Origin of the sequence: Tamaricihabitans halophyticus (assembly GCF_004340875.1) — a bacterium.
GTDB classification, from domain to species: domain Bacteria; phylum Actinomycetota; class Actinomycetes; order Mycobacteriales; family Pseudonocardiaceae; genus Tamaricihabitans; species Tamaricihabitans halophyticus.
In genome coordinates, this window is the sequence record NZ_SLXQ01000005.1 from 1 (window position 1) to 17096 (window position 17096).

A 17096-nucleotide genomic window follows, 5' to 3' on the forward strand; every position below is an offset into this window, starting at 1 on the left:
AGAGCCATACGACCGGCAGTACCCGATAAGCCACGCCCCATCGCTTCTGGGCGGTCAGGGCGATCAATCCCTGAACAAGATCAACCTTAGGGGTGCCTGATGATCGCGAGTTTGCGTGCAGACCTGTTGAAACAGGCCAAACGGTCGGCCATCTGGTTGATTGGCGGGCTGTGGCTGGTGCTGAGTCTGGTGTTTGGTTACCTGTTCCCTTATCTCAGCTCGCGGGGTACACCGACCGGCCCGAATGCCGATGGGGTGGCTGGTCAGGCCGCGTTGGCGGGCGCCTTGCCAGCCGAGCTGGTGTCCACATCCATTCAAGCGGCGCCGATGTTCGCCGGAGCGCTGGCTTTGCTGCTCGGCGTGCTGGTGACCGGCTCGGAGTACGGCTGGGACACGGTCAAACTGCTGCTGACCGCGGGGCCCCGGCGACTTTCCGTGCTTTCCGGGAAGTTGGTTGCGCTGCTCATGCTGCTGCTTGCGATACTGCTGAGTTCCTTCGCGATCAACGCGGTGGCCAGTTTCGTGGTCGCGGTTGTCTCGGACAGCCAGGTCAGCTGGCCTTCGGTTGGTGAGATCGCGGTTGGCATCGGTGCCGGTTGGCTGATCGGCGCAATGTGGAGCTTGGCAGGTGCGCTGCTCGGGATCGTACTGCGTGGCACCGCACTTGCCGTCGGTATCGGCATCGTGTGGGTACTCGCACTGGAGAACCTGTTGCGACTCTTCGGTTCCATCGTGGACTGGATCGACGCGGCGCTGCGCTTCCTGCCGGCGACCAATGCCGGATCGCTGGTTTCCGCGCTGAGTGCGGGGCGCCGTGCTCCGCTCGCGCCAGGGGTGACCGATGCGGTTGGTGGGACGCACGCCGCGCTGGTGCTGGGTGGCTACCTGGTGGTGTTCGCGGTGCTCGCCGGAGTGCTGCTGCGCCGCCGCGATGTGCACTGATCCGCGCCAGTCAGTCCGGAACGGTCAAACCAGCGCGGATGGCGAAGACGACGAGTTGCGCGCGGTCGCGGGCGTGCAACTTGAGCATGGCGCGACCGATATGCGTGCGCACCGTGGCGGGGCTGATGAACAGCTCACTGGCGATCTCCTCATTGGATCGGCCGGTGGCCACCCAGCCGACGAGTTCCCTTTCCCGTTCGGTCAACTCGTCGAGCCCCGGCACGGTGCCGCCGGCCGTGCTCGGTGCCCGGCCGAACTGGCTGATCACTCGCCTGGTCACCGAGGGGGAAAGAAGTGCCTCGCCGGAGTGGATGACACGGATCGCCCGCACCAACTCATCCGGCGCGACATCCTTGAGGATGAACCCGCTTGCCCCGGTCTGTAGCGCCTGGAACACGTATTCGTCCACTTCGAAGGTGGTCACCACGATCACCCTGGTACGCGCGAGCTCCGGATCGTCGCTGATCGCCCGCAGCGTCGCGAGCCCGTCCATTCCCGGCATCCGGATATCCAGCAACAGCACATCCGGGGAGTGCTCCCGGATTCGGCCAAGCGCTGCCTGCCCATCCTCGGCTTCGGCTACCACGGTCATATCCGGCTCGCGGTCAATCAGCACCCGTAACCCCATCCGCACGACGGCTTGATCGTCGGCGAGCACCACCCGGATCATTTCTCGCCTCCCCCTAGTGGCAGCTTCGCGGATACGATAAAACCACCTTCCGGCGGTGACCAGGTCGAGATACTGCCACCAAGCGCGGCCACGCGTTCCCGCATCCCGGCCAGGCCACGGCCCGGCTGTAGTCGCGGCGCGCCAACGCCGTTGTCCCGAACCTCGACGACAAGTACCTCATCGGCCAGCCGTACGGTGACCTCCGCCGTGGCGGGACCGGCATGGCGCAGCGCGTTGGTGAGTGCTTCCTGCGCGATCCGGTAGGCCGCGCGGCCGATATCTTCGGGTAGGTCGATATCCGGTACGGACAACCGAACATCCAGCCCACCGGCACGCACGCCGCGCGCGAGCGCATCGATATCGTCGAGCCCTTGTGGTGCGACCTCTTCGGACTGTCCATGCGGGAAAGACGACAGCATGGTGCGGAGTTCGGTCAGTGCCGTCGCACTGGTTTCCTTGATCGCTTCCAACGAGCGTCGTGTCTGGTCTGGCTGCTCGTCGAAGACCAGTAGTGCGACGCCTGCCTGCATGGCGACCGCGGAGAAGCCGTGCCCCGCGACATCGTGCACCTCGCGGGCCATCCGCATTCGTTCCTCGAGCGCCGCGCGGGCAACAAGTTCGCGTTGCTCGCGGATACGCGCGCTGCGGGTCACGTGTACCAGCGCGCCAACCGACCAGGGAATGATCAGCCATGCGGTCCACACCGCGAGCAGCGTTGCCGGCACGGTGCCCTCGATGAGCAAGCGGCTCGCCGCGAGCGCCGCGGTCACCCCGACGAGCGCGGCGGCACAGCTGCGCAGGGAGACGCGCGCCGGCCGTTGCCGGGCGAGCTCGAACATGGCGAAGACCATGCACAGTTGGATGGGCCCGTACGGGTAGCCGAGCAGCAGGTAACCGGCGAGCAGGCCGACACAGGCGGCGAGTACCAGCTGCGGGGCGCGGCGGCGCCAAGCAAGCGACAGCGCGGTGAGTACGACCAGCGCGATGCCCAGGGTGTCCGGTTCGCGCTGGGGATGTTGTAGTTCGGCAGCGAAGAACGTGCCGATTGCGACGAAGATCGCCACGCCGATCGCGATCCCGATGTCTAGCACCGGGGGCAGCCGGAACGGGACCCTTCGGTTTGTCCTGACCGTCACCGGCTCAGCTTACGAACTGAGCCGTGGTTCTTGGTGGATTCGGACAGCGGCTACGCAGATCTTCGTACACCGGAGCCGCTCGCTCGCCGACGTGTAAATCCCGCGCGCGGCAAAGAATCGACGCATGTTGGTAGATGACAAGGTAGTCGAGCCGGCGCCAGCGAGAACCCGGCGCGCAACCAGATCGGGCGCCGCCCCTCGGCGTCGTCGCCTGTCCGCGAGCCTGCGGAAAGCGGTGTTGTTCGCGCACGTACTGCTTTCCGTTGGCTGGGTCGGGTTGTCCGCGACCAGCCTGGTACTTGCGGTGGTCACGTTCGGACAGTCGAATACCGCGATCCGGCGAGGCGTGTTCGAGTTCGTCGAACTGCTCAGCGTGGTGCTCGGTCGGCCAGCGGCGATCGGTGCGCTGGTGACCGGGCTTGTGTTGTCCTTCGGGACGAAATGGGGCCTGTTCCGGTACTACTGGGTGCTGATCAAGTTCGTGCTGCTGATCGTCATGGTGGCCGCCGCGATCGTGTTGACGCCGGGATTCGTCGCGGATGGGATCGCGCATGCCGGCCAGCCAGGGTCGGCCGAGCTTGCCACGGCGCAGTGGGGGATCGTGCTGCTGCCGATCGGCCACCTGGTCGGGCTGGTGGTCTCCACCCTGCTTTCGGTGTACAAGCCGGGCGGGCGGATCCGAAAGTAGCTCGTGGCCACCTCGGTGACCGCATTTCCTAGGGATCTTGCGGGTCGGGGTTGGTGCCGCGGGCGCGCCAGTTGCGGGCCTTCTGCCGGTTACCGCAGACACGCATCGCGCACCAGGTGCGGGATCGGTTGCGGGAGCGGTCGTAGAAGGCCCAGCGGCAGGTATCGGCGGGGCAGATCTTCACCCGTGGCCACTCATCGAGGGTGACCAACCGGCTCGCGGCCGCGAGTACCGCGCCGCATACGTCCACGGCACGGAGCTCGGGTCCTGCTGAACCGAGCACCACCTGGACCGTCCCGGTCGGCGCCTTGGGCGTCGGGATGGTCGGGTCGCCAACCGCGTTGCGGAGGGCCGCGCGCAGGGTCGTGGCCTCGGGCAGCGGGTTCGGCCGCAGTTGCCGTGTGTTCGCCCAGGCATGCCAGTCGCGTTCGGAGCGCAGCACATCGGTGTCGTCCTCGACGTCCATGGTGTTCAGGAAGTCGAGGACGAGCTGGATATCCCGGTCGACCGTGCAGCTCGCCACGAAACCACTGTAAGCGAATAGGTGGTTGCCCGGTTGGCGAATAACCTGCATACTTCGTTTGCTAGTTACCGACTTCGAAGGGGTACGCCGTGTCCGAGATAGCTTTGCCCAAACTCGATGTCATCGCGGTGGACTGCCCCGCGCCCTGGGAGCTCGCGGATTTCTACGCGAAGCTGCTTGGCTGGGAGTCAGCGATTACCGCCGGTTCCGATGACGAGTGGGTGCAGCTGGCCAATCCGGACGGCGGGATGGATCTCGCTTTCCAGTACGCCGCGGACTATCAGCCGCCGACCTGGCCGGCGGGGCCGCGGCCGCAGATGTTGCACCTGGACTTCGCGGTGCGCGATCTGGATGCCGCTCAGCAGCATGCCGTGGCGGTCGGCGCCAAGCCGGTGGACGGGCCGGTCGAGAGCCCGACCTTCCGGGTTTTCCTCGACCCTGCTGGGCATCCATTCTGCCTCTGCGCCTGCTAAAGCACCTGGTCAGTGACTATACATCGAGTGTATAGACGTCAGCTATACACTCGATGTATAGTCGCGCTCATGTCGATCGCGAACACCTTGCTCGGGCTACTGGAAAGCGGGCCCCGGCACGGGTATGACCTGAAGCGCGCCTATGACGAACGGTTCAGTGCGGAGCGTCCACTGCACTACGGGCAGGTGTACTCGACCCTGCAGCGGCTGTTGCGCAATGGCTTGGTCAGCGAAGCTGGGGTAGAGGCCGGCGACGGTCCGGAACGCAAGCGCTATGCCATTACCGACGCCGGGATCACCGATATCGAAAAATGGCTGGCCAGCCCGGAAAGCCCGAGCAGCTATCTGCAGAACACGCTCTACACCAAAGTGGTCCTCGCCCTGTTGTCCGGGCGCGGCGCGGCCGAACTACTGGATACCCAGCGCGCGGCGCATCTTGCCAAGATGCGGGAACTGACGAAACGCAAAACCGGTGGCGACCTCGCCGATGCGTTGATCTGTGATCACGCGTTGTTCCACCTGGAAGCTGATCTGCGCTGGTTGGAGCTGACCGCTGCCCGGCTGGACGAGTTGACCGAGCGGGTGCGGATATGACCGGCGCGACCGAGACGGTGTTGGAGGCCGTTGAACTACACAAGAGTTTCGGGGAAACCACCGCGTTGCATGGCGCATCGGTGACCGTTCGCGCCGGCGAAGTGCTCGCCGTGCTTGGACCGTCCGGGTCGGGCAAATCGACGCTGTTGCACTGTATGGCGGGCATCCTGCTCCCGGATGCCGGCACGGTCAGCTATCGGGGTATCGATCTTGCGGCGCTTGCCGGCCATCGGCGTAGCGCGCTGCGTCGCGACGAGTTCGGTTTCGTGTTCCAGTTTGGCCAGTTGGTGCCGGAGCTGAGCTGTGTGGAGAACGTCGCGCTCCCGCTGCGCCTTGCCGGGCAACGCCGCAAAGCAGCGGAGCGGATCGCGCGAGAATGGTTGGCCCGGCTGGACGTGGACACGGTCGCGGGCAAGCGGCCAGGAGAGGTCTCCGGTGGCCAGGGGCAGCGGGTCGCGGTCGCTCGGGCGATGGTGACCAGGCCCAAGGTGGTATTCGCCGACGAACCGACCGGGGCGCTGGACTCGCTGAACTCCGAGCGGGTGCTCGAGCTGCTGGTCGCTGCGGCCAGGGATACCAACGCGGCGGTCGTGCTCGTCACACACGAAACGCGGGTAGCAGCCTTCTCCGACCGGGATATCACGGTCCGGGACGGCAAGGTACGGCAGACGGAGTTCAGCCGATGAACGCCGAATCGAGATACGGTGCCCGAAACGGGCGCTGGTGGGGAGACCTCGCCCTGGGAATCCGGCTTGCGGTCGGGGGAGCACGGACTCTCCGGGCGAGTGTCCTCCGTCTTGGTCTGAGCGCATTCGGTATCGGGCTCGCGGTCGCGTTGTTGCTGATCGCCGCGGGGCTCAACGTTGGCTTGACCGCGCAGGACGACCGCAGTTTCGCCCGCTTGCCCGCGCCAGCCACCGCGGCCGAGGATGCCCGGCTGTACGCGGCAGCCGGCGGTACGACCTTCGAAGGCCGGTTTATCGAGGGCGATTACTTCGAAGTGACCGGCGCGAACCCGCCGGTACCGCCCGGACTCGCGAGGATCCCCGCGCCTGGCGAGATCGTGCTCTCGCCCGCGCTGGCCGAGCTGCTCGACTCACCGGAGGGGGCCGCGCTGCGCCCCCGCTTCGACGAACGGGTGGTCGGGACCATCGGCAACGAAGGGCTTACCGGACCGACCGAGCTCATCTTCTACGCGGGCTCAACGGGCATCGCCGGCTCTGCCCTCGGCGCTGAAGTTCCCGGCTTCGGGCAGCCGCAAACTGGTGGCCTGGCCTACGGGATCGTGCTGCTGATCGCGCTCGGTGCGGTCGTGCTGTTGGTGCCACTGTTCGTCTTCGTGGCAACCAGCAGTCGAATCGCCGGAGCCGAGCGCGATCGCAGCCTGGCCGCGCTGCGCCTGGTTGGGGCGGATGGGCGGCAGACGCGCAGGATCGCCGCGGCCGAGGCGTTGCTCAGCTCGGTGGTTGGGTTGGCCCTTGGTGCCGGCCTGTTCCTGCTGGCCAGGCAGGCCGCGCCGGAGTTGGAACTCGGTGGGCGCAGTATGTTTCCCGCCGACATCGTGCCGCCGTGGTACCTGGTTCTGCTGATCGTGCTGGCGATTCCGCTGCTCGCGGTAGCGACGGCGGTGTTCGGTATGCGCCGCGCGGTGATCGAACCGCTCGGGGTGCTACGCAGGGCGAAACCGGTTCAGCGGCGGCTCTGGTGGCGGCTGGGGTTGCTCGTGCTCGGAGTCGGGCTGCTCGGTACGGCTTCGGTGCAGGACGATCCGGACAGCGCGGTCCCACCCGCCATGTTCGGTGCGGTCGTTTTCCTTGTCGCGGTTCCGGTCCTGCTGCCATGGGTGATCGAGCGGGTGATGGCCCGAGTCCGCGGCGGGAGCCCTTCCTGGCAGCTGGCCAGCCGCCGGTTGCAGTTGGACAGTGGCACGCCCGCGCGGGTGGTCGCCGGTATTGTCGTCGTGCTCGCTGGCGTGGTTGGCCTGCAAACCAGCATGGCCGGATTGGACAGTGTGGTTGGCACCAGTCCGGCCGCGGCGAGCAACCAGGACGAGGTTGAGGTAACCGGCTATGCCGAGGACGGTGCGCTGGCCGAGCGATTGCTCAGCGAATCGGTGGACGTCGAACGGGTGCGTTCGGGTTACGACGTGTACCTCTCCGGACAGCACTCGACCGGCCTGTATGTGGCGGACTGCCAGACGCTGCGGCTCGAGTTCCAGCTGCCAGATTGCCGGGACGGCGCGGTGTTCCAGGTTGCCGGGACGGAGGTTCCGGCAGGATCCACCGGGCAGCTTGTCGCACTGGGCGAGCGGGGCACGGCCGACTCTCCGCAATGGACGGTTCCGGAAAGCGCTGGCGCGGCGCGGCCACGCGACGCCAGCACGGCCACGACCGCTCAACTGCTGGCGACGCCCGGCGCACTTGCCGGGGTGGACCTGAGCGGGCAGGCGCGGACGGTGCGGGCCGAGTTGATCTCCCCCAATCCCGAGGCGGTTGACCGGGTACGCAATGCACTGGCCCCGCTGGACTGGCGGGCGAGCATCACTTTCGGCGCCGAACAGGGTGGCGAGGATTCGACGGCGGCGGTAAGGGCCGGGCTGTACGCGGGTACCGGATTGCTGATCCTGCTGGCTGGCGTGAGTTTGCTGGTGCTGGCGATCGAGCAGGTGAAGGAACGGCGCAGGGTGTTCGCCGTGCTCAGTGCCAGCGGCGTCCCCCGTGGCGTGCTCGCCAGGTCGCTGCTGTGGCAGAACGCGGTACCGATCGGGATCGGCGGGGTACTGGCGGTGGGCACCGGATTGCTGCTCGCCCGGCTCGTGCTCGGGGTGGCCGATGCGCCGATGGTGCTTGACTGGTCGATGCTCGGCACACTGGGTGGTGCGGCGGTATTGCTTGTGCTGCTGGTTACCGCCGGCACCTATCCAGCGTTGCGCTCGGCGACCCGGTTGGCCGCGCTGCGAGCCGAGTAATGGCTGTCTAACGTTTGGGTAGCGCAGGGGCTTGTTCGCCGCGTGGTTGGTCGTCGTGGAAAGCGAACGCGGCGCCCTCCGCGCGGTACAGCTCGGCGTAGCGCTCTACCCGATCCGCATCCAGCTGGACACCGATACCCGGTTCGGTCGGCACCGCTACGCAGCCGTCCGAATAGGATTCGATCCCGCCGCCATAGCCGAGTGTGACGTCATCGGCCAGATTGGCGCCATAGGCCTGGTTCGCGTACCGGAAATTGGGCGTGGACGCGATCACGTGCACGGCGGCGGCGAGTGCCACGCCCAGTTCACCGAGACTGTGCTTGACGACCGGCAACCCGGCAGCCTCACACAGGCCAGCGGACCGTTTCAGGTTCAGCAAACCGCCGTCCATCTGGTTGTCCACCGAAAGCACATCAGCGGCGCCCGCGCGGATCACCGACAGCTGGTCATACCTGGTCCAGCTGGACTCGTTCGCCAGGATCGGAGTGTCCACTCTGGAGCGCACGTAAGCGAGCTCAGCCAGGTTTCGCCCCGAGGTTGGTTGTTCGACCAGTTCCAAGCCGTACCGCTGCATCTCCTTGATCAGTTGTACCGCAGTGCCGGGCGCCCATGCCTCGTTCGCGTCCACCCGGATACCGATGTGTTCGCCGGCTCCATCACGCAACGCGGCGAGGCGGTCCAGATCCGTTCGTGGATCGCCAGCACCGACTTTCAGGTAGCAGGTGCGGAATCCGTGCTCGGCGGCACGCCGACCCTCCGCGGCTACCTCGTCCGGGTCCGCGCGCGCCACGTAGTAGAAGCACTCCACCTCGTCGCGGAACCGGCCGCCGAACAGGTTCACCAGTGGTTGCCCGCACGCCTTGCCGACGATGTCCCAGCAGGCCATCTCCACGGCGGCGATCGCCGGATTCGTGGCCCTGACGTGGTGCCAGGTGCCAACCAGATCGATCCGGCGAATCAGCCGTTCGATCTCGAACGGGTCCGCGCCGAGCACCAGCGGTTCGATGCTGTCCAGCACCGCGAGGACGATATCCACCGAAGGATAGGCCGCGGCCTCGGCGATACCGACCAGCCCTTCATCCGTGCTCACTTCGAGGAGCACACTGATCTGCCCGCGCCGGCGGCCGAAGGCCCACACCTCCTCGGATCGATAGGGCACCGCTACCACGGTCGGCTGCAGTTTCGTGATCTTCATCCGGTTGTTCACCTCACCACGATCGGTTCTCGGCCTACGGTCGTCAGTAGTTCGGCGCCATGCTCGGTGACCAGCGCGGTGTCCGAGACGACGTGCCCGACGGGCTGGGTCACCCAGGACATCAGGTGAAACGTCATACCGGCGGCGACCGGGGTCTGCCCATCGGGCCGGATACCAAGTACCTCCCCGCCGCCGACCCAGCTCGGCGGAAAGCCGATGCCGACCAGATAGCCACAGTGATGGCGCAGCGCGGCCGCACCGGGCGCGCCGACGGCGCGTTGCCACGCCGCGTACACCGTGCCGGTCAGTACACCGGGACGCAGCGCCGCGCGGGCGGCAGCCAGCCCGGCGAGCGCACGGGCGTGTGCCTCTTCGGCTGCCGGTTCAATGTGTCCAATGTAGATAGTTCGGCTGAGCGGCGCGTGATAGCGATCGACACAGCCAGACAGTTCGAGGAACAACCCGCTGCCCTCGACCAGTTCGCGGTCACCCCAGGAGACGTGCTCCTGATCGAGCATGCGCAACGGGCGGATCAGCGGGGCGAACCCCGGCTGCTGGCCGCCAGCGCGATACATCGCACCGTGCACCGCGCTGGCCACGGCACGCTCCGGCACGGCCACGCCGGCAGCGTCGATCCCGGCTCGCATGGCGGCGTCCGAGACCGCGGCCGCACGGCGGATGCGGGTCAGCTCGGCGTCGGTCTTTCGCGCGCGTAGCTCGCTGAGTAGCGCGGTGCTGTCGGTCCAACACAGCTCGGGCAGGCCGCGTAGCAGCCGCGCGTGTACCGCCGGTGGAAAGAACATCGCGGATTCCTCCACCGCGACACGTGCCCCGTTACCGAACCCGGCGAGCGCCATGCCGGTGGCCTCGGCCGGGTCCGTGCCGTCGCCGAAGGTCAGGTGCCGGCATTCCGGTAGCTGGGCGCGGATCGTGGGCCGCTCCATCTCCCTGGTCACCACGGTCAGCTGGCCCTCGGCCGGCACGATGAGCACGCTGAACGCGAAGTAGCCAAGGTGGTCGAGGCCGGTCAGGTAGTAGATGTTCTCCGGGCTCGTGGCGAGTACGGCGGATAGTCCCTGCTCGGTCATCCTCGCCCTGAGCAGGCCGACCCGAGCGCCGTACTCAGCGGCCGCTGGCGTGGCGGTCAACTGATCGGTGTGCATGGCACCCAGGGTGCGGGCGAATCCACCGTTAGCACCAGTGACGATTTCTGCGGTTGGCGGTTAGCTTTTCTACATGTACGAAGTGCGCCGGCTGCGCCTGCTCCGCGATCTGTCCGTGCACGGCACGGTGGCCGCGACGGCCGCGGCTTGTTCCCTCACGCCGTCCGCGGTGTCCCAGCAGTTGTCCATTCTGGAGCGTGAGGTGGGCGCGGAGCTGCTGCTGCGCGATGGGCGCGGGCTCGTGCTCACCGAGGCGGCGCGGGTGCTGGTCAGGCACACCGAACGCATCCTGGCCGAGCTCGAGCAGGCCAAGGCGGCGGTGAGCGCGTTGACCAGTTCGGTTTCCGGTGTGCTTCGGCTGTCCGCGTTCGCGACCGCTGCTGGCACGCTGGTGCCCGACGCGCTCGCCGAATGCCGGGTCCGGCATCCGGACCTGCGGATCCGGCTGGCCGAGCGGGAGACACCGGAAGCGCTCGGCACGCTCAAGTCCGGCGGGGTGGACGTCGCGCTGGTCCATGAGTACAACCTGCTCGCGGGAGTCACCGACCCCGGGGTCACCGTGATTCCATTGGGGACAGAGCCGTTGTTCGTCGCGCTGCCAAAGGAGAGCGTGCTCGAGCCGAACGCCGATGGCGAGCTCGCCCTGCCGGAGTTGCGGGGCGAGCAATGGGTCGCACCGAAAAGTGACATGGCGCTAAGGGACACATTGGAACGGGCCTGCGGGCTTGCCGGGTTCGTCCCGGACCTCGCGTACACCTGTGACGACTACACGGTGATCCTCGCGCTGGTCCGAGCCGGCCTTGGGGTGTCACTGGTGCCACGCCTCGCCGTGGAGGCGGTCGCCGCGGAGGTTCGGTTGTACCCGGTGGTCGAACCCCGGCTGACCAGGACGGTATTCGCGGCGGTACGAGCGGGCAGCGCGGAGGTACCGTCCGTCGCGGCACTGCTTGCCGCGCTACGTCGCGCGGCCGAGTCCATCCTCGGCTGAGGTCGCTAACCTTGAAGAACGCGATCAGGTGTCGGCCAGGTGATGTAGGCGTAGCGCCAGCTGGATCTCCAGCGCCCGCTGCGGCGCCTGCCAGTCCTTGCCAAGCAGGCTCGCCACCCTTTCCAGCCGCTGCACCACGGTGTTCACATGTACGTGCAAGACATCCTTCGTGCGGGTCAGCTGAGTGCCCGCGGCGAAGTACGCCCGCATCGTGCGCGCCAGCTCGGTACCGCGGCGCGCGTCGTAGTCAAGCACCGGCCCGATCGTCGTCTGCACGTAGCCCCGGATATCGGCTTGGCCGCCAAGTAACAGCCCGACGAAGCCCAACCCGGAAAGGGCCGCGCCCCGACCGTGCCAGTCAAGCGCGAGTAGCGTCCGCAGGCACCGCGCCGCCTCGGCATGCGCCGCCGCCAACTCGACTGGCCCTGCGGCGGGCCCAGCGGCGCCAACCGTCACCGTGCCCGCCAGCCGTTCGCCGAGCAGCTGGGCCAGTTTCTCGGCGAACGGGCCCGGTTCGCGCTCCTCGGCGAGCAGCACCACTTGTTCGGCATGCACGCCGACCAGTTCGGCATGCTCGGCCGCGGCCACGGCAAGCCGCCCGCGCGGAACCTCATCACAGTGCGCGATCAGCACCGCGTGCGGTGTCGTGAGATCGACGCCAAGGTGCTGACCGCGGGCGATCAGCGCGGCAGGGCTACGATCCGGCGCGGTGAGTAGGTCGGTGAGCAGCTCACCCCGAACCTGATCCTCTGCCTGGGCTACGGAACGCCGCAGCAGCAAAAGCAACGCGGTGACCATCACGGCGCGCTCGAACAACCGGCGGTCCGCATTGGACAGATCGGCGCGACCGGTGAGCAGCAGGCTGCCAAGCTGTTCACCGCCGGCGAGTACCGCGCATACCCAATCCCCGCCGGTGCGCAGCGCGCGGCCGGCGCCGCGGGAGTTGGCGACCACCTCCGGATCGGGGACGACCGGCGGGGTGCCGACCCTGGCCAGCTCCACGCCATACACATCGTGCAACACGATCCCGCCGCCAAGTACCTCGCCGACCGCGGCGGCCACCATCGGCGCGTCCGCGCCTCGCAGTACCAGTTCGGTCAACTGGTCATGTGCCTGTTCGGCCCGCTGCATCGCCTCGTTCTGCGCGCGGATCACCTCGTTCGCCGTGTTCAGCTCGGCGAGCGTGCGCTGGGTCTCTTCCAGCAGTTTGGCGTTATCGATAGCGATCGCCGCATGATCGGCGAACGAGGAAAGCAGCGCCACCTCCTCGGGGGAAAACGTTCGGGTACTGCGATCCGCCGCGTACAGCACGCCAATGATGCTGCCACCAAGGGAAAGCGGCACCCCGAGAATCGAGGTCAGTCCCTCATCGCGTACCGCGGCATCGATGGTTTCGGTATGCCGGAACCGCTCATCCACCAGGTAGTCGGTGGCGGCATAGGGCAGCGCGGACTGCGCCACCTTGCCGCCGAGTCCTTCGCCCATCCCGATCAGCAGTTGCTGGAACACCGCGGAGGTGCAGCCGTCGGTGACGCGCATGTAGGTATGCGTGCCGGCGCTGTCGTTCATGCTCAGATACGACACGTCCGCGGCAAGCAACATCCGGGCCCGGTGCACGATCGACCGCAGCACCGCGTCTGGATCGCGTAGCCGAGCCAGGTCCCGTGCCGTGTCGAGCAGCTGCCGTAACGCGTGCGCGGCACTGTCCATGGCCTGCCATAGTGTCATTGGCTGCCCCGAATGGCGAGGGTCAAACTTCCGAACGGTCACCGATTTCTGGTTCGCGCAGGGAAATGCCGCGCGTTTCCTTCGCTGCCCATACCGCGACGACCGTGATCAGGCAGACCAGACCGATGTACAGCGAGATCGCCAGCGTGCCGTCGAAGGCGGCGAGCAACCCGGTCGCGATCAACGGGGCGAGCCCGCCAGCGACGATGGACGCCAGCTGGTAGCCGATCGATGCGCCGGAATAGCGCACTCCGGTGCTGAACAGCTCCGCGAAGAACGCGGCCTGCGGTCCGTACATCGCACCGTGTAGCACCAGCCCGAGCGTGGTGGCAAGGGTGATGATGCCGAACGAGCGGGTGTCCAGCATGGCGAAGAAGAGGAAACCCCATACGCCGACGCCGATCGCGCCGAACAGGTACACCGCGCGGCGACCGATGATGTCGGAAAGCGCACCCCACAGCGGGATGACCGCCAGGTGCACGACTGAACCGATCAGCACGGCGTTCAGCCCCAGCGAGCGGTCCAGGTCGAGCGCCTGGGTCAGATAGACCAGCAAGAAACCGGTAATGACGTAGTACGAGGCGTTTTCCGCCATCCGGGCACCGGAAGCGATCAGGACTTCCCGCCAGCTTTCCTTGAGCACGGTGATGATCGGGGCACGCGCCGAGCCGGCCTGCTGCTTGGCCCGCTCCTGCGCTTCGAGGAACAACGGCGATTCGGCTACGGCCAGGCGAATCCACAGTCCGATGATCACCAGTAGCCCGGAGAGCAAGAACGAGATCCGCCAGCCCCAGGACAGGAACGCCGCGTCGGTCTGCACGGCGGCGAGCACCGCGAGAACCGCGGTGGCGAGCAGATTGCCAGCCGGTACGCCGGCCTGCGGCCAGGATGTCCAGAAGCCCCTGCGGCGGTCGTCGCCATGCTCACCGACCAGCAGTACCGCGCCGCCCCATTCGCCACCGATCGCGAAGCCTTGCACCAGCCGCAGGAAGGTCAGCAGGATCGGTGCGGCCACACCGATCGAGGCGTAGGTCGGCAGCAGTCCGATGGCTACGGTGGCCACGCCCATCATCAGCAGGCTGATCACCAGCAGTCGTTTGCGGCCGAGTCGATCCCCGTAGTGGCCGAAAACCAACCCGCCAAGCGGTCGCGCGATGAACCCGATCGCGTAGGTGCCGAAGGCAAGCAGCGTCCCGGTGAGGGGATCACCGGTCGGGAAGAACACGGTGTTGAACACCAGTGCCGCGGCAGCGGTGTACAGGAAGAAGTCGTACCACTCGATAGTCGTGCCGATCAGGCTGGCCCAGACAACCCGGCCGATCGAATCACTTTTACCGCCGTCCGTTCGGGACATCACAACCTCCACGCTGAGATCGGTGTGCGGGTACTAGTTGGCCGACCAACCACCGTCCATGGCCAGGCTGGCGCCGGTGATGTGCGCGGCCCACGGGCCACACAGCCAGCCAACCAGGTCGGCGACCTGTTCCGGCTCGATCAGGCTCTTGACCGCCGACCGGTGCAGCAGGACCTGTTCGGCGACGTCCTCGGCCGGGATGCCGTGGCTGGCCGCCTGTTCGGCGATCTGCCCCTCGACGAGGGCGGTGCGGACATACCCGGGATTGACACAGTTGCTGGTCACGCCGTGCGGTGCGGCTTCAAGCGCGGTGACCTTGTTCAGCCCTTCCAGACCGTGTTTGGCCGTGACATAGCCGGCCTTGTAAGCGCTGGCTCGTAGCCCGTGCACGCTCGAGATGTTCACGATACGTCCCCAGCCAGCCGCGTACATATGCGGCAGGCAGCGCTGGATGAGCAGGAACGGCGCGATCACCAACACGCGTTGCAGCAGCAGGAATCGATCCGGCGGGAACTCGTGCACCGGGGCCAGGTGCTGCAAGCCGGCGTTGTTCACCAGCACGTCGATCTCGGCGGGTAGGTCAGCGAAGCAGTCCGGATCGGCGAGGTCGGCGATATGCGCATGGCCGCCGAGCTCGGTCGCGGCGGCGGTGGTGTTCGGTGCGTCCCTGTCGACGATATGCACCACGGCGCCGGCCGAAGCGAGCCAGTTCGCGCATGCCCTACCGATACCGCTGGCCCCGCCGGTGATCAGGGCGCGCCGGCCGCTGAGGTCAACGGTGCTGGGTATGCGGGTCATCGCCGACCACCTCGGAATCCGGATATCGCCGAATACGCGATTCGCACAAAAAGTATGTCTGGCCATATTTCGGCTGGATCGAAACGGGCGTATCCGCACATTTCTGGACTTGGACATTAGGTTGGTTTCGCAGCGGTGGCCATGTGGTGGGCAGCCATAGTTCGTCAGGTCCGAATGGGGATACCCGCCACCCGTGCTCGACTGGCGCGACCTGCGTAGGCTTGGGTCCGTGATTTGCCCCAAGTGCCAGAATCTCATGAAGGTCGTCGACCGCCTCGGCGTGCACATCGAGCAGTGCGAAGGCTGCCGCGGAATCTTTCTTGACCGCGGCGAGCTGGAGCAGATCGCCAATGCCGAGAATCAGCATTACGCCGCCGCGCAGCCGCCGCCTTACCAGCCCGAGCCCGGGTACCCGGGGCAACAAGCGCAGCCAGCGCGGCCGCCGCAGGCGCCGCCGCCGACCCGGCATTACGGGCGGCCGGATTCGCCGCGGCCGTATTACCACGGGCGGCCGGATTCCCCGCCGCCACACTACGGGCGCGGCTACGGCTATCCCGATTCGCCGCACTATGGTGGCCACTACCGCAAGCGCAAGAAGCGCAGCTTCCTGGAAGAGCTGTTTGACTAGTGTTCGAGTGGCACGTCCCGTGACCGCAATATCTTCAAGGATTGCGGTCGTGGGGAGTGCTCGGTCAACCGGGCGATGCGGTGCCTGGTGAACCTGCTGATCTGCGCCGGTTGTGGCGAGCTGGCCGAGCGGCCGCGACTGGCTGAGCAGGCACCGGAAGCTGCCGTGCTCTGGTGCATCCATTGTGGACATCGTGCCGAGTTTCGCCGGCTACCACTGTTCTGCGTGACCGGGCCAAGCGGTACGGGCAAATCCACCGTTTGCCGCCGGCTGCCGGAAGCCCTCGGTGGCAAGGCCGTGGTTGTCGAGCAGGATGTGCTGTGGCTGGCCGGGTTGCGTGAGCTGCCGGATGGTCACCCAAGGTTCCGCGCGGCCTGGCTGCAGCTGGCCGCGATGATCAACCAGAGTGGTCGGCCGATGGTGCTCTGCGGCACGGTGGCCCCCGAGGAGATCGAAGAGCGCCCGGAGCGGGTGCTGCTCGGCGCGGTGCACTATCTCGCACTGGTCTGCGACTCGGCAGTGCTTGCCGAACGCCTGCGCCAGCGGCCGGCCTGGCGGGAGTGGGACGAGCAGCGGATCGCCGAGACGCTCGAGTTCAACGAGTGGCTGCGTACCGAAGCGCCGGCCGTCTATCCCGATATGACGCTGGTGGATACCACCGAGCGCACCGTGGACGACACACTCGCGCAGGTCACGTCCTGGTTCGCGACCCGAAACGACTAAGTGCATGCAGACTGCTTGCAAAAGCTAGCAAGCGGGCGTACCGTTGTCGGTGCCGGGAGGAGGTGACCCGATGGATCCGGTACATGAAGCGGATACGAGTGGCGCTACGGGGCCGATCGACAAGGTCGCCGATCTCGGTCGCGACATCGGCGACTACATCCGCCAGCAGCGCAACACCGCCAAGATCTCGTTGCGGCAGTTGTCGAAGCTCGCCGGAGTGTCCAATCCGTACTTGAGTCAGATTGAACGTGGTCTGCGCAAGCCAAGTGCCGAGATACTGCAGCAGATAGCCAAGGGGCTGCGGATTTCCGCTGAGGCGCTGTACGTGCAGGCGGGGATTCTGGACGAACCGATCGGTGGCCCTGTGGTGGACGCGATCCGCGTCGACAGTGCGCTCTCCGAGCGACAGAAGCAGATCCTGCTCGATGTCTATGAATCCTTTCGCAGGGAAAACGCTGAAGACCGAACCACTTCTGATGCTCCTGGACAGTCCGATATGGAAGCCCAGTGAAGGCCGAAGTGGAC

The 17096-nt window shown here is 66.7% G+C and carries 18 protein-coding genes; 10 read left to right on the forward strand and 8 right to left on the reverse strand.

From position 1 onward, the window contains the following. The first annotated feature begins 99 nt into the window (after window positions 1–99). A complete protein-coding gene (locus EV191_RS13550) occupies window positions 100–942 on the forward strand; it encodes an ABC transporter permease subunit (protein ID WP_132877395.1) in 843 nt (280 codons plus the stop codon). 10 nt (window positions 943–952) lie between these two features. Here the strand turns inward: EV191_RS13550 and EV191_RS13555 are convergent, their stop codons facing one another. Next, window positions 953–1612, reverse strand: coding sequence for a response regulator transcription factor (locus EV191_RS13555; protein WP_132877396.1), 660 nt, complete (start codon window positions 1610–1612; stop codon window positions 953–955). Further along, on the reverse strand, window positions 1609–2748 hold the full coding sequence (locus tag EV191_RS13560) for a sensor histidine kinase (protein WP_132877397.1): 1140 nt from the start codon (window positions 2746–2748) through the stop codon (window positions 1609–1611). The genes EV191_RS13555 and EV191_RS13560 overlap by 4 nt, the downstream gene beginning before the upstream one ends. 124 nt (window positions 2749–2872) lie before the next feature. Here EV191_RS13560 and EV191_RS13565 point away from each other — a divergent pair, with 124 nt between their 5' ends. After that, complete coding sequence (locus EV191_RS13565) at window positions 2873–3436, forward strand: hypothetical protein (protein WP_132877399.1); 564 nt, start codon at window positions 2873–2875, stop codon at window positions 3434–3436. 28 nt (window positions 3437–3464) lie between these two features. Here EV191_RS13565 and EV191_RS13570 read toward each other — a convergent pair whose 3' ends face one another. Then, the gene (locus tag EV191_RS13570; protein ID WP_243658967.1) at window positions 3465–3902 is read right to left on the reverse strand and encodes a CGNR zinc finger domain-containing protein; all 438 of its coding nucleotides are present in this window, start codon (window positions 3900–3902) and stop codon (window positions 3465–3467) included. 155 nt (window positions 3903–4057) lie between these two features. Between EV191_RS13570 and EV191_RS13575 the strand changes: the two genes are divergently transcribed. From EV191_RS13575 to EV191_RS13590, 4 genes are all read left to right on the forward strand, one after another. After that, window positions 4058–4432, forward strand: coding sequence for a VOC family protein (locus EV191_RS13575; RefSeq protein WP_132877690.1), 375 nt, complete (start codon window positions 4058–4060; stop codon window positions 4430–4432). Between the two features lie 69 nt (window positions 4433–4501). Next, the gene (locus tag EV191_RS13580; RefSeq protein ID WP_132877403.1) at window positions 4502–5026 is read left to right on the forward strand and encodes a PadR family transcriptional regulator; all 525 of its coding nucleotides are present in this window, start codon (window positions 4502–4504) and stop codon (window positions 5024–5026) included. After that, complete coding sequence (locus tag EV191_RS13585) at window positions 5023–5712, forward strand: ABC transporter ATP-binding protein (protein ID WP_132877405.1); 690 nt, start codon at window positions 5023–5025, stop codon at window positions 5710–5712. Before EV191_RS13580 ends, EV191_RS13585 begins: the two co-directional genes overlap by 4 nt. Next, complete coding sequence (locus EV191_RS13590) at window positions 5709–7994, forward strand: ABC transporter permease (protein WP_132877407.1); 2286 nt, start codon at window positions 5709–5711, stop codon at window positions 7992–7994. Before EV191_RS13585 ends, EV191_RS13590 begins: the two co-directional genes overlap by 4 nt. A 7-nt stretch (window positions 7995–8001) precedes the next feature. On the opposite strand, the gene EV191_RS13595 is transcribed toward EV191_RS13590, so the two are convergent. Both EV191_RS13595 and EV191_RS13600 read right to left on the reverse strand, forming a co-directional pair. Further along, window positions 8002–9189 carry a mandelate racemase/muconate lactonizing enzyme family protein gene (locus EV191_RS13595; RefSeq protein WP_132877409.1) on the reverse strand — a complete coding sequence of 396 codons (1188 nt, stop codon included), beginning with the start codon at window positions 9187–9189 and terminating at the stop codon, window positions 8002–8004. Window positions 9190–9197: 8 nt separating this feature from the next. Next, a complete protein-coding gene (locus EV191_RS13600) occupies window positions 9198–10352 on the reverse strand; it encodes a M24 family metallopeptidase (protein WP_132877411.1) in 1155 nt (384 codons plus the stop codon). Window positions 10353–10425: 73 nt separating this feature from the next. Here EV191_RS13600 and EV191_RS13605 point away from each other — a divergent pair, with 73 nt between their 5' ends. Beyond that, window positions 10426–11340: a LysR family transcriptional regulator gene (locus EV191_RS13605; protein WP_132877413.1), complete on the forward strand. Its 915-nt coding sequence runs from the start codon at window positions 10426–10428 to the stop codon at window positions 11338–11340. 24 nt (window positions 11341–11364) lie between these two features. On the opposite strand, the gene EV191_RS13610 is transcribed toward EV191_RS13605, so the two are convergent. Genes EV191_RS13610 through EV191_RS13620 form a run of 3 tightly spaced genes read right to left on the reverse strand, consistent with a single transcriptional unit; the run spans window position 11365 to window position 15220 of the window. Further along, on the reverse strand, window positions 11365–13068 hold the full coding sequence (locus tag EV191_RS13610; protein WP_132877414.1) for a helix-turn-helix domain-containing protein: 1704 nt from the start codon (window positions 13066–13068) through the stop codon (window positions 11365–11367). 22 nt (window positions 13069–13090) lie between these two features. Continuing rightward, complete coding sequence (locus EV191_RS13615) at window positions 13091–14422, reverse strand: MFS transporter (RefSeq protein ID WP_132877415.1); 1332 nt, start codon at window positions 14420–14422, stop codon at window positions 13091–13093. 33 nt (window positions 14423–14455) lie between these two features. Beyond that, window positions 14456–15220 (reverse strand): SDR family oxidoreductase, encoded by a 765-nt coding sequence (locus EV191_RS13620; RefSeq protein ID WP_132877416.1) that lies wholly within the window; start codon window positions 15218–15220, stop codon window positions 14456–14458. 229 nt (window positions 15221–15449) lie between these two features. Here EV191_RS13620 and EV191_RS13625 point away from each other — a divergent pair, with 229 nt between their 5' ends. The 3 genes from EV191_RS13625 (at window position 15450) to EV191_RS13635 (ending at window position 17082) form a co-directional block, all read left to right on the forward strand. After that, a complete protein-coding gene (locus EV191_RS13625) occupies window positions 15450–15848 on the forward strand; it encodes a TFIIB-type zinc ribbon-containing protein (RefSeq protein WP_132877691.1) in 399 nt (132 codons plus the stop codon). An 87-nt stretch (window positions 15849–15935) separates the two neighbouring features. After that, window positions 15936–16571 carry a P-loop nucleotide/nucleoside kinase family protein gene (locus EV191_RS13630; RefSeq protein WP_243658948.1) on the forward strand — a complete coding sequence of 212 codons (636 nt, stop codon included), beginning with the start codon at window positions 15936–15938 and terminating at the stop codon, window positions 16569–16571. Window positions 16572–16641: 70 nt separating this feature from the next. Further along, window positions 16642–17082 (forward strand): helix-turn-helix domain-containing protein, encoded by a 441-nt coding sequence (locus EV191_RS13635; protein WP_132877418.1) that lies wholly within the window; start codon window positions 16642–16644, stop codon window positions 17080–17082. The last annotated feature ends 14 nt before the right edge of the window (window positions 17083–17096 follow it).

Bases quoted from the DNA above. Each gene is read 5' to 3' on its own strand.
- EV191_RS13550 (WP_132877395.1), top strand. From the start codon at position 100: ATGATCGCGAGTTTGCGTGCAGACCTGTTGAAACAGGCCAAACGGTCG.
- EV191_RS13555 (WP_132877396.1), bottom strand. From the start codon at position 1,612: ATGATCCGGGTGGTGCTCGCCGACGATCAAGCCGTCGTGCGGATGGGG.
- EV191_RS13565 (WP_132877399.1), top strand. From the start codon at position 2,873: ATGTTGGTAGATGACAAGGTAGTCGAGCCGGCGCCAGCGAGAACCCGG.
- EV191_RS13570 (WP_243658967.1), bottom strand. From the start codon at position 3,902: ATGGACGTCGAGGACGACACCGATGTGCTGCGCTCCGAACGCGACTGG.
- EV191_RS13580 (WP_132877403.1), top strand. From the start codon at position 4,502: ATGTCGATCGCGAACACCTTGCTCGGGCTACTGGAAAGCGGGCCCCGG.
- EV191_RS13585 (WP_132877405.1), top strand. From the start codon at position 5,023: ATGACCGGCGCGACCGAGACGGTGTTGGAGGCCGTTGAACTACACAAG.
- EV191_RS13590 (WP_132877407.1), top strand. From the start codon at position 5,709: ATGAACGCCGAATCGAGATACGGTGCCCGAAACGGGCGCTGGTGGGGA.
- EV191_RS13595 (WP_132877409.1), bottom strand. From the start codon at position 9,189: ATGAAGATCACGAAACTGCAGCCGACCGTGGTAGCGGTGCCCTATCGA.
- EV191_RS13600 (WP_132877411.1), bottom strand. From the start codon at position 10,352: ATGCACACCGATCAGTTGACCGCCACGCCAGCGGCCGCTGAGTACGGC.
- EV191_RS13605 (WP_132877413.1), top strand. From the start codon at position 10,426: ATGTACGAAGTGCGCCGGCTGCGCCTGCTCCGCGATCTGTCCGTGCAC.
- EV191_RS13610 (WP_132877414.1), bottom strand. From the start codon at position 13,068: ATGACACTATGGCAGGCCATGGACAGTGCCGCGCACGCGTTACGGCAG.
- EV191_RS13615 (WP_132877415.1), bottom strand. From the start codon at position 14,422: ATGTCCCGAACGGACGGCGGTAAAAGTGATTCGATCGGCCGGGTTGTC.
- EV191_RS13620 (WP_132877416.1), bottom strand. From the start codon at position 15,220: ATGACCCGCATACCCAGCACCGTTGACCTCAGCGGCCGGCGCGCCCTG.
- EV191_RS13635 (WP_132877418.1), top strand. From the start codon at position 16,642: ATGGATCCGGTACATGAAGCGGATACGAGTGGCGCTACGGGGCCGATC.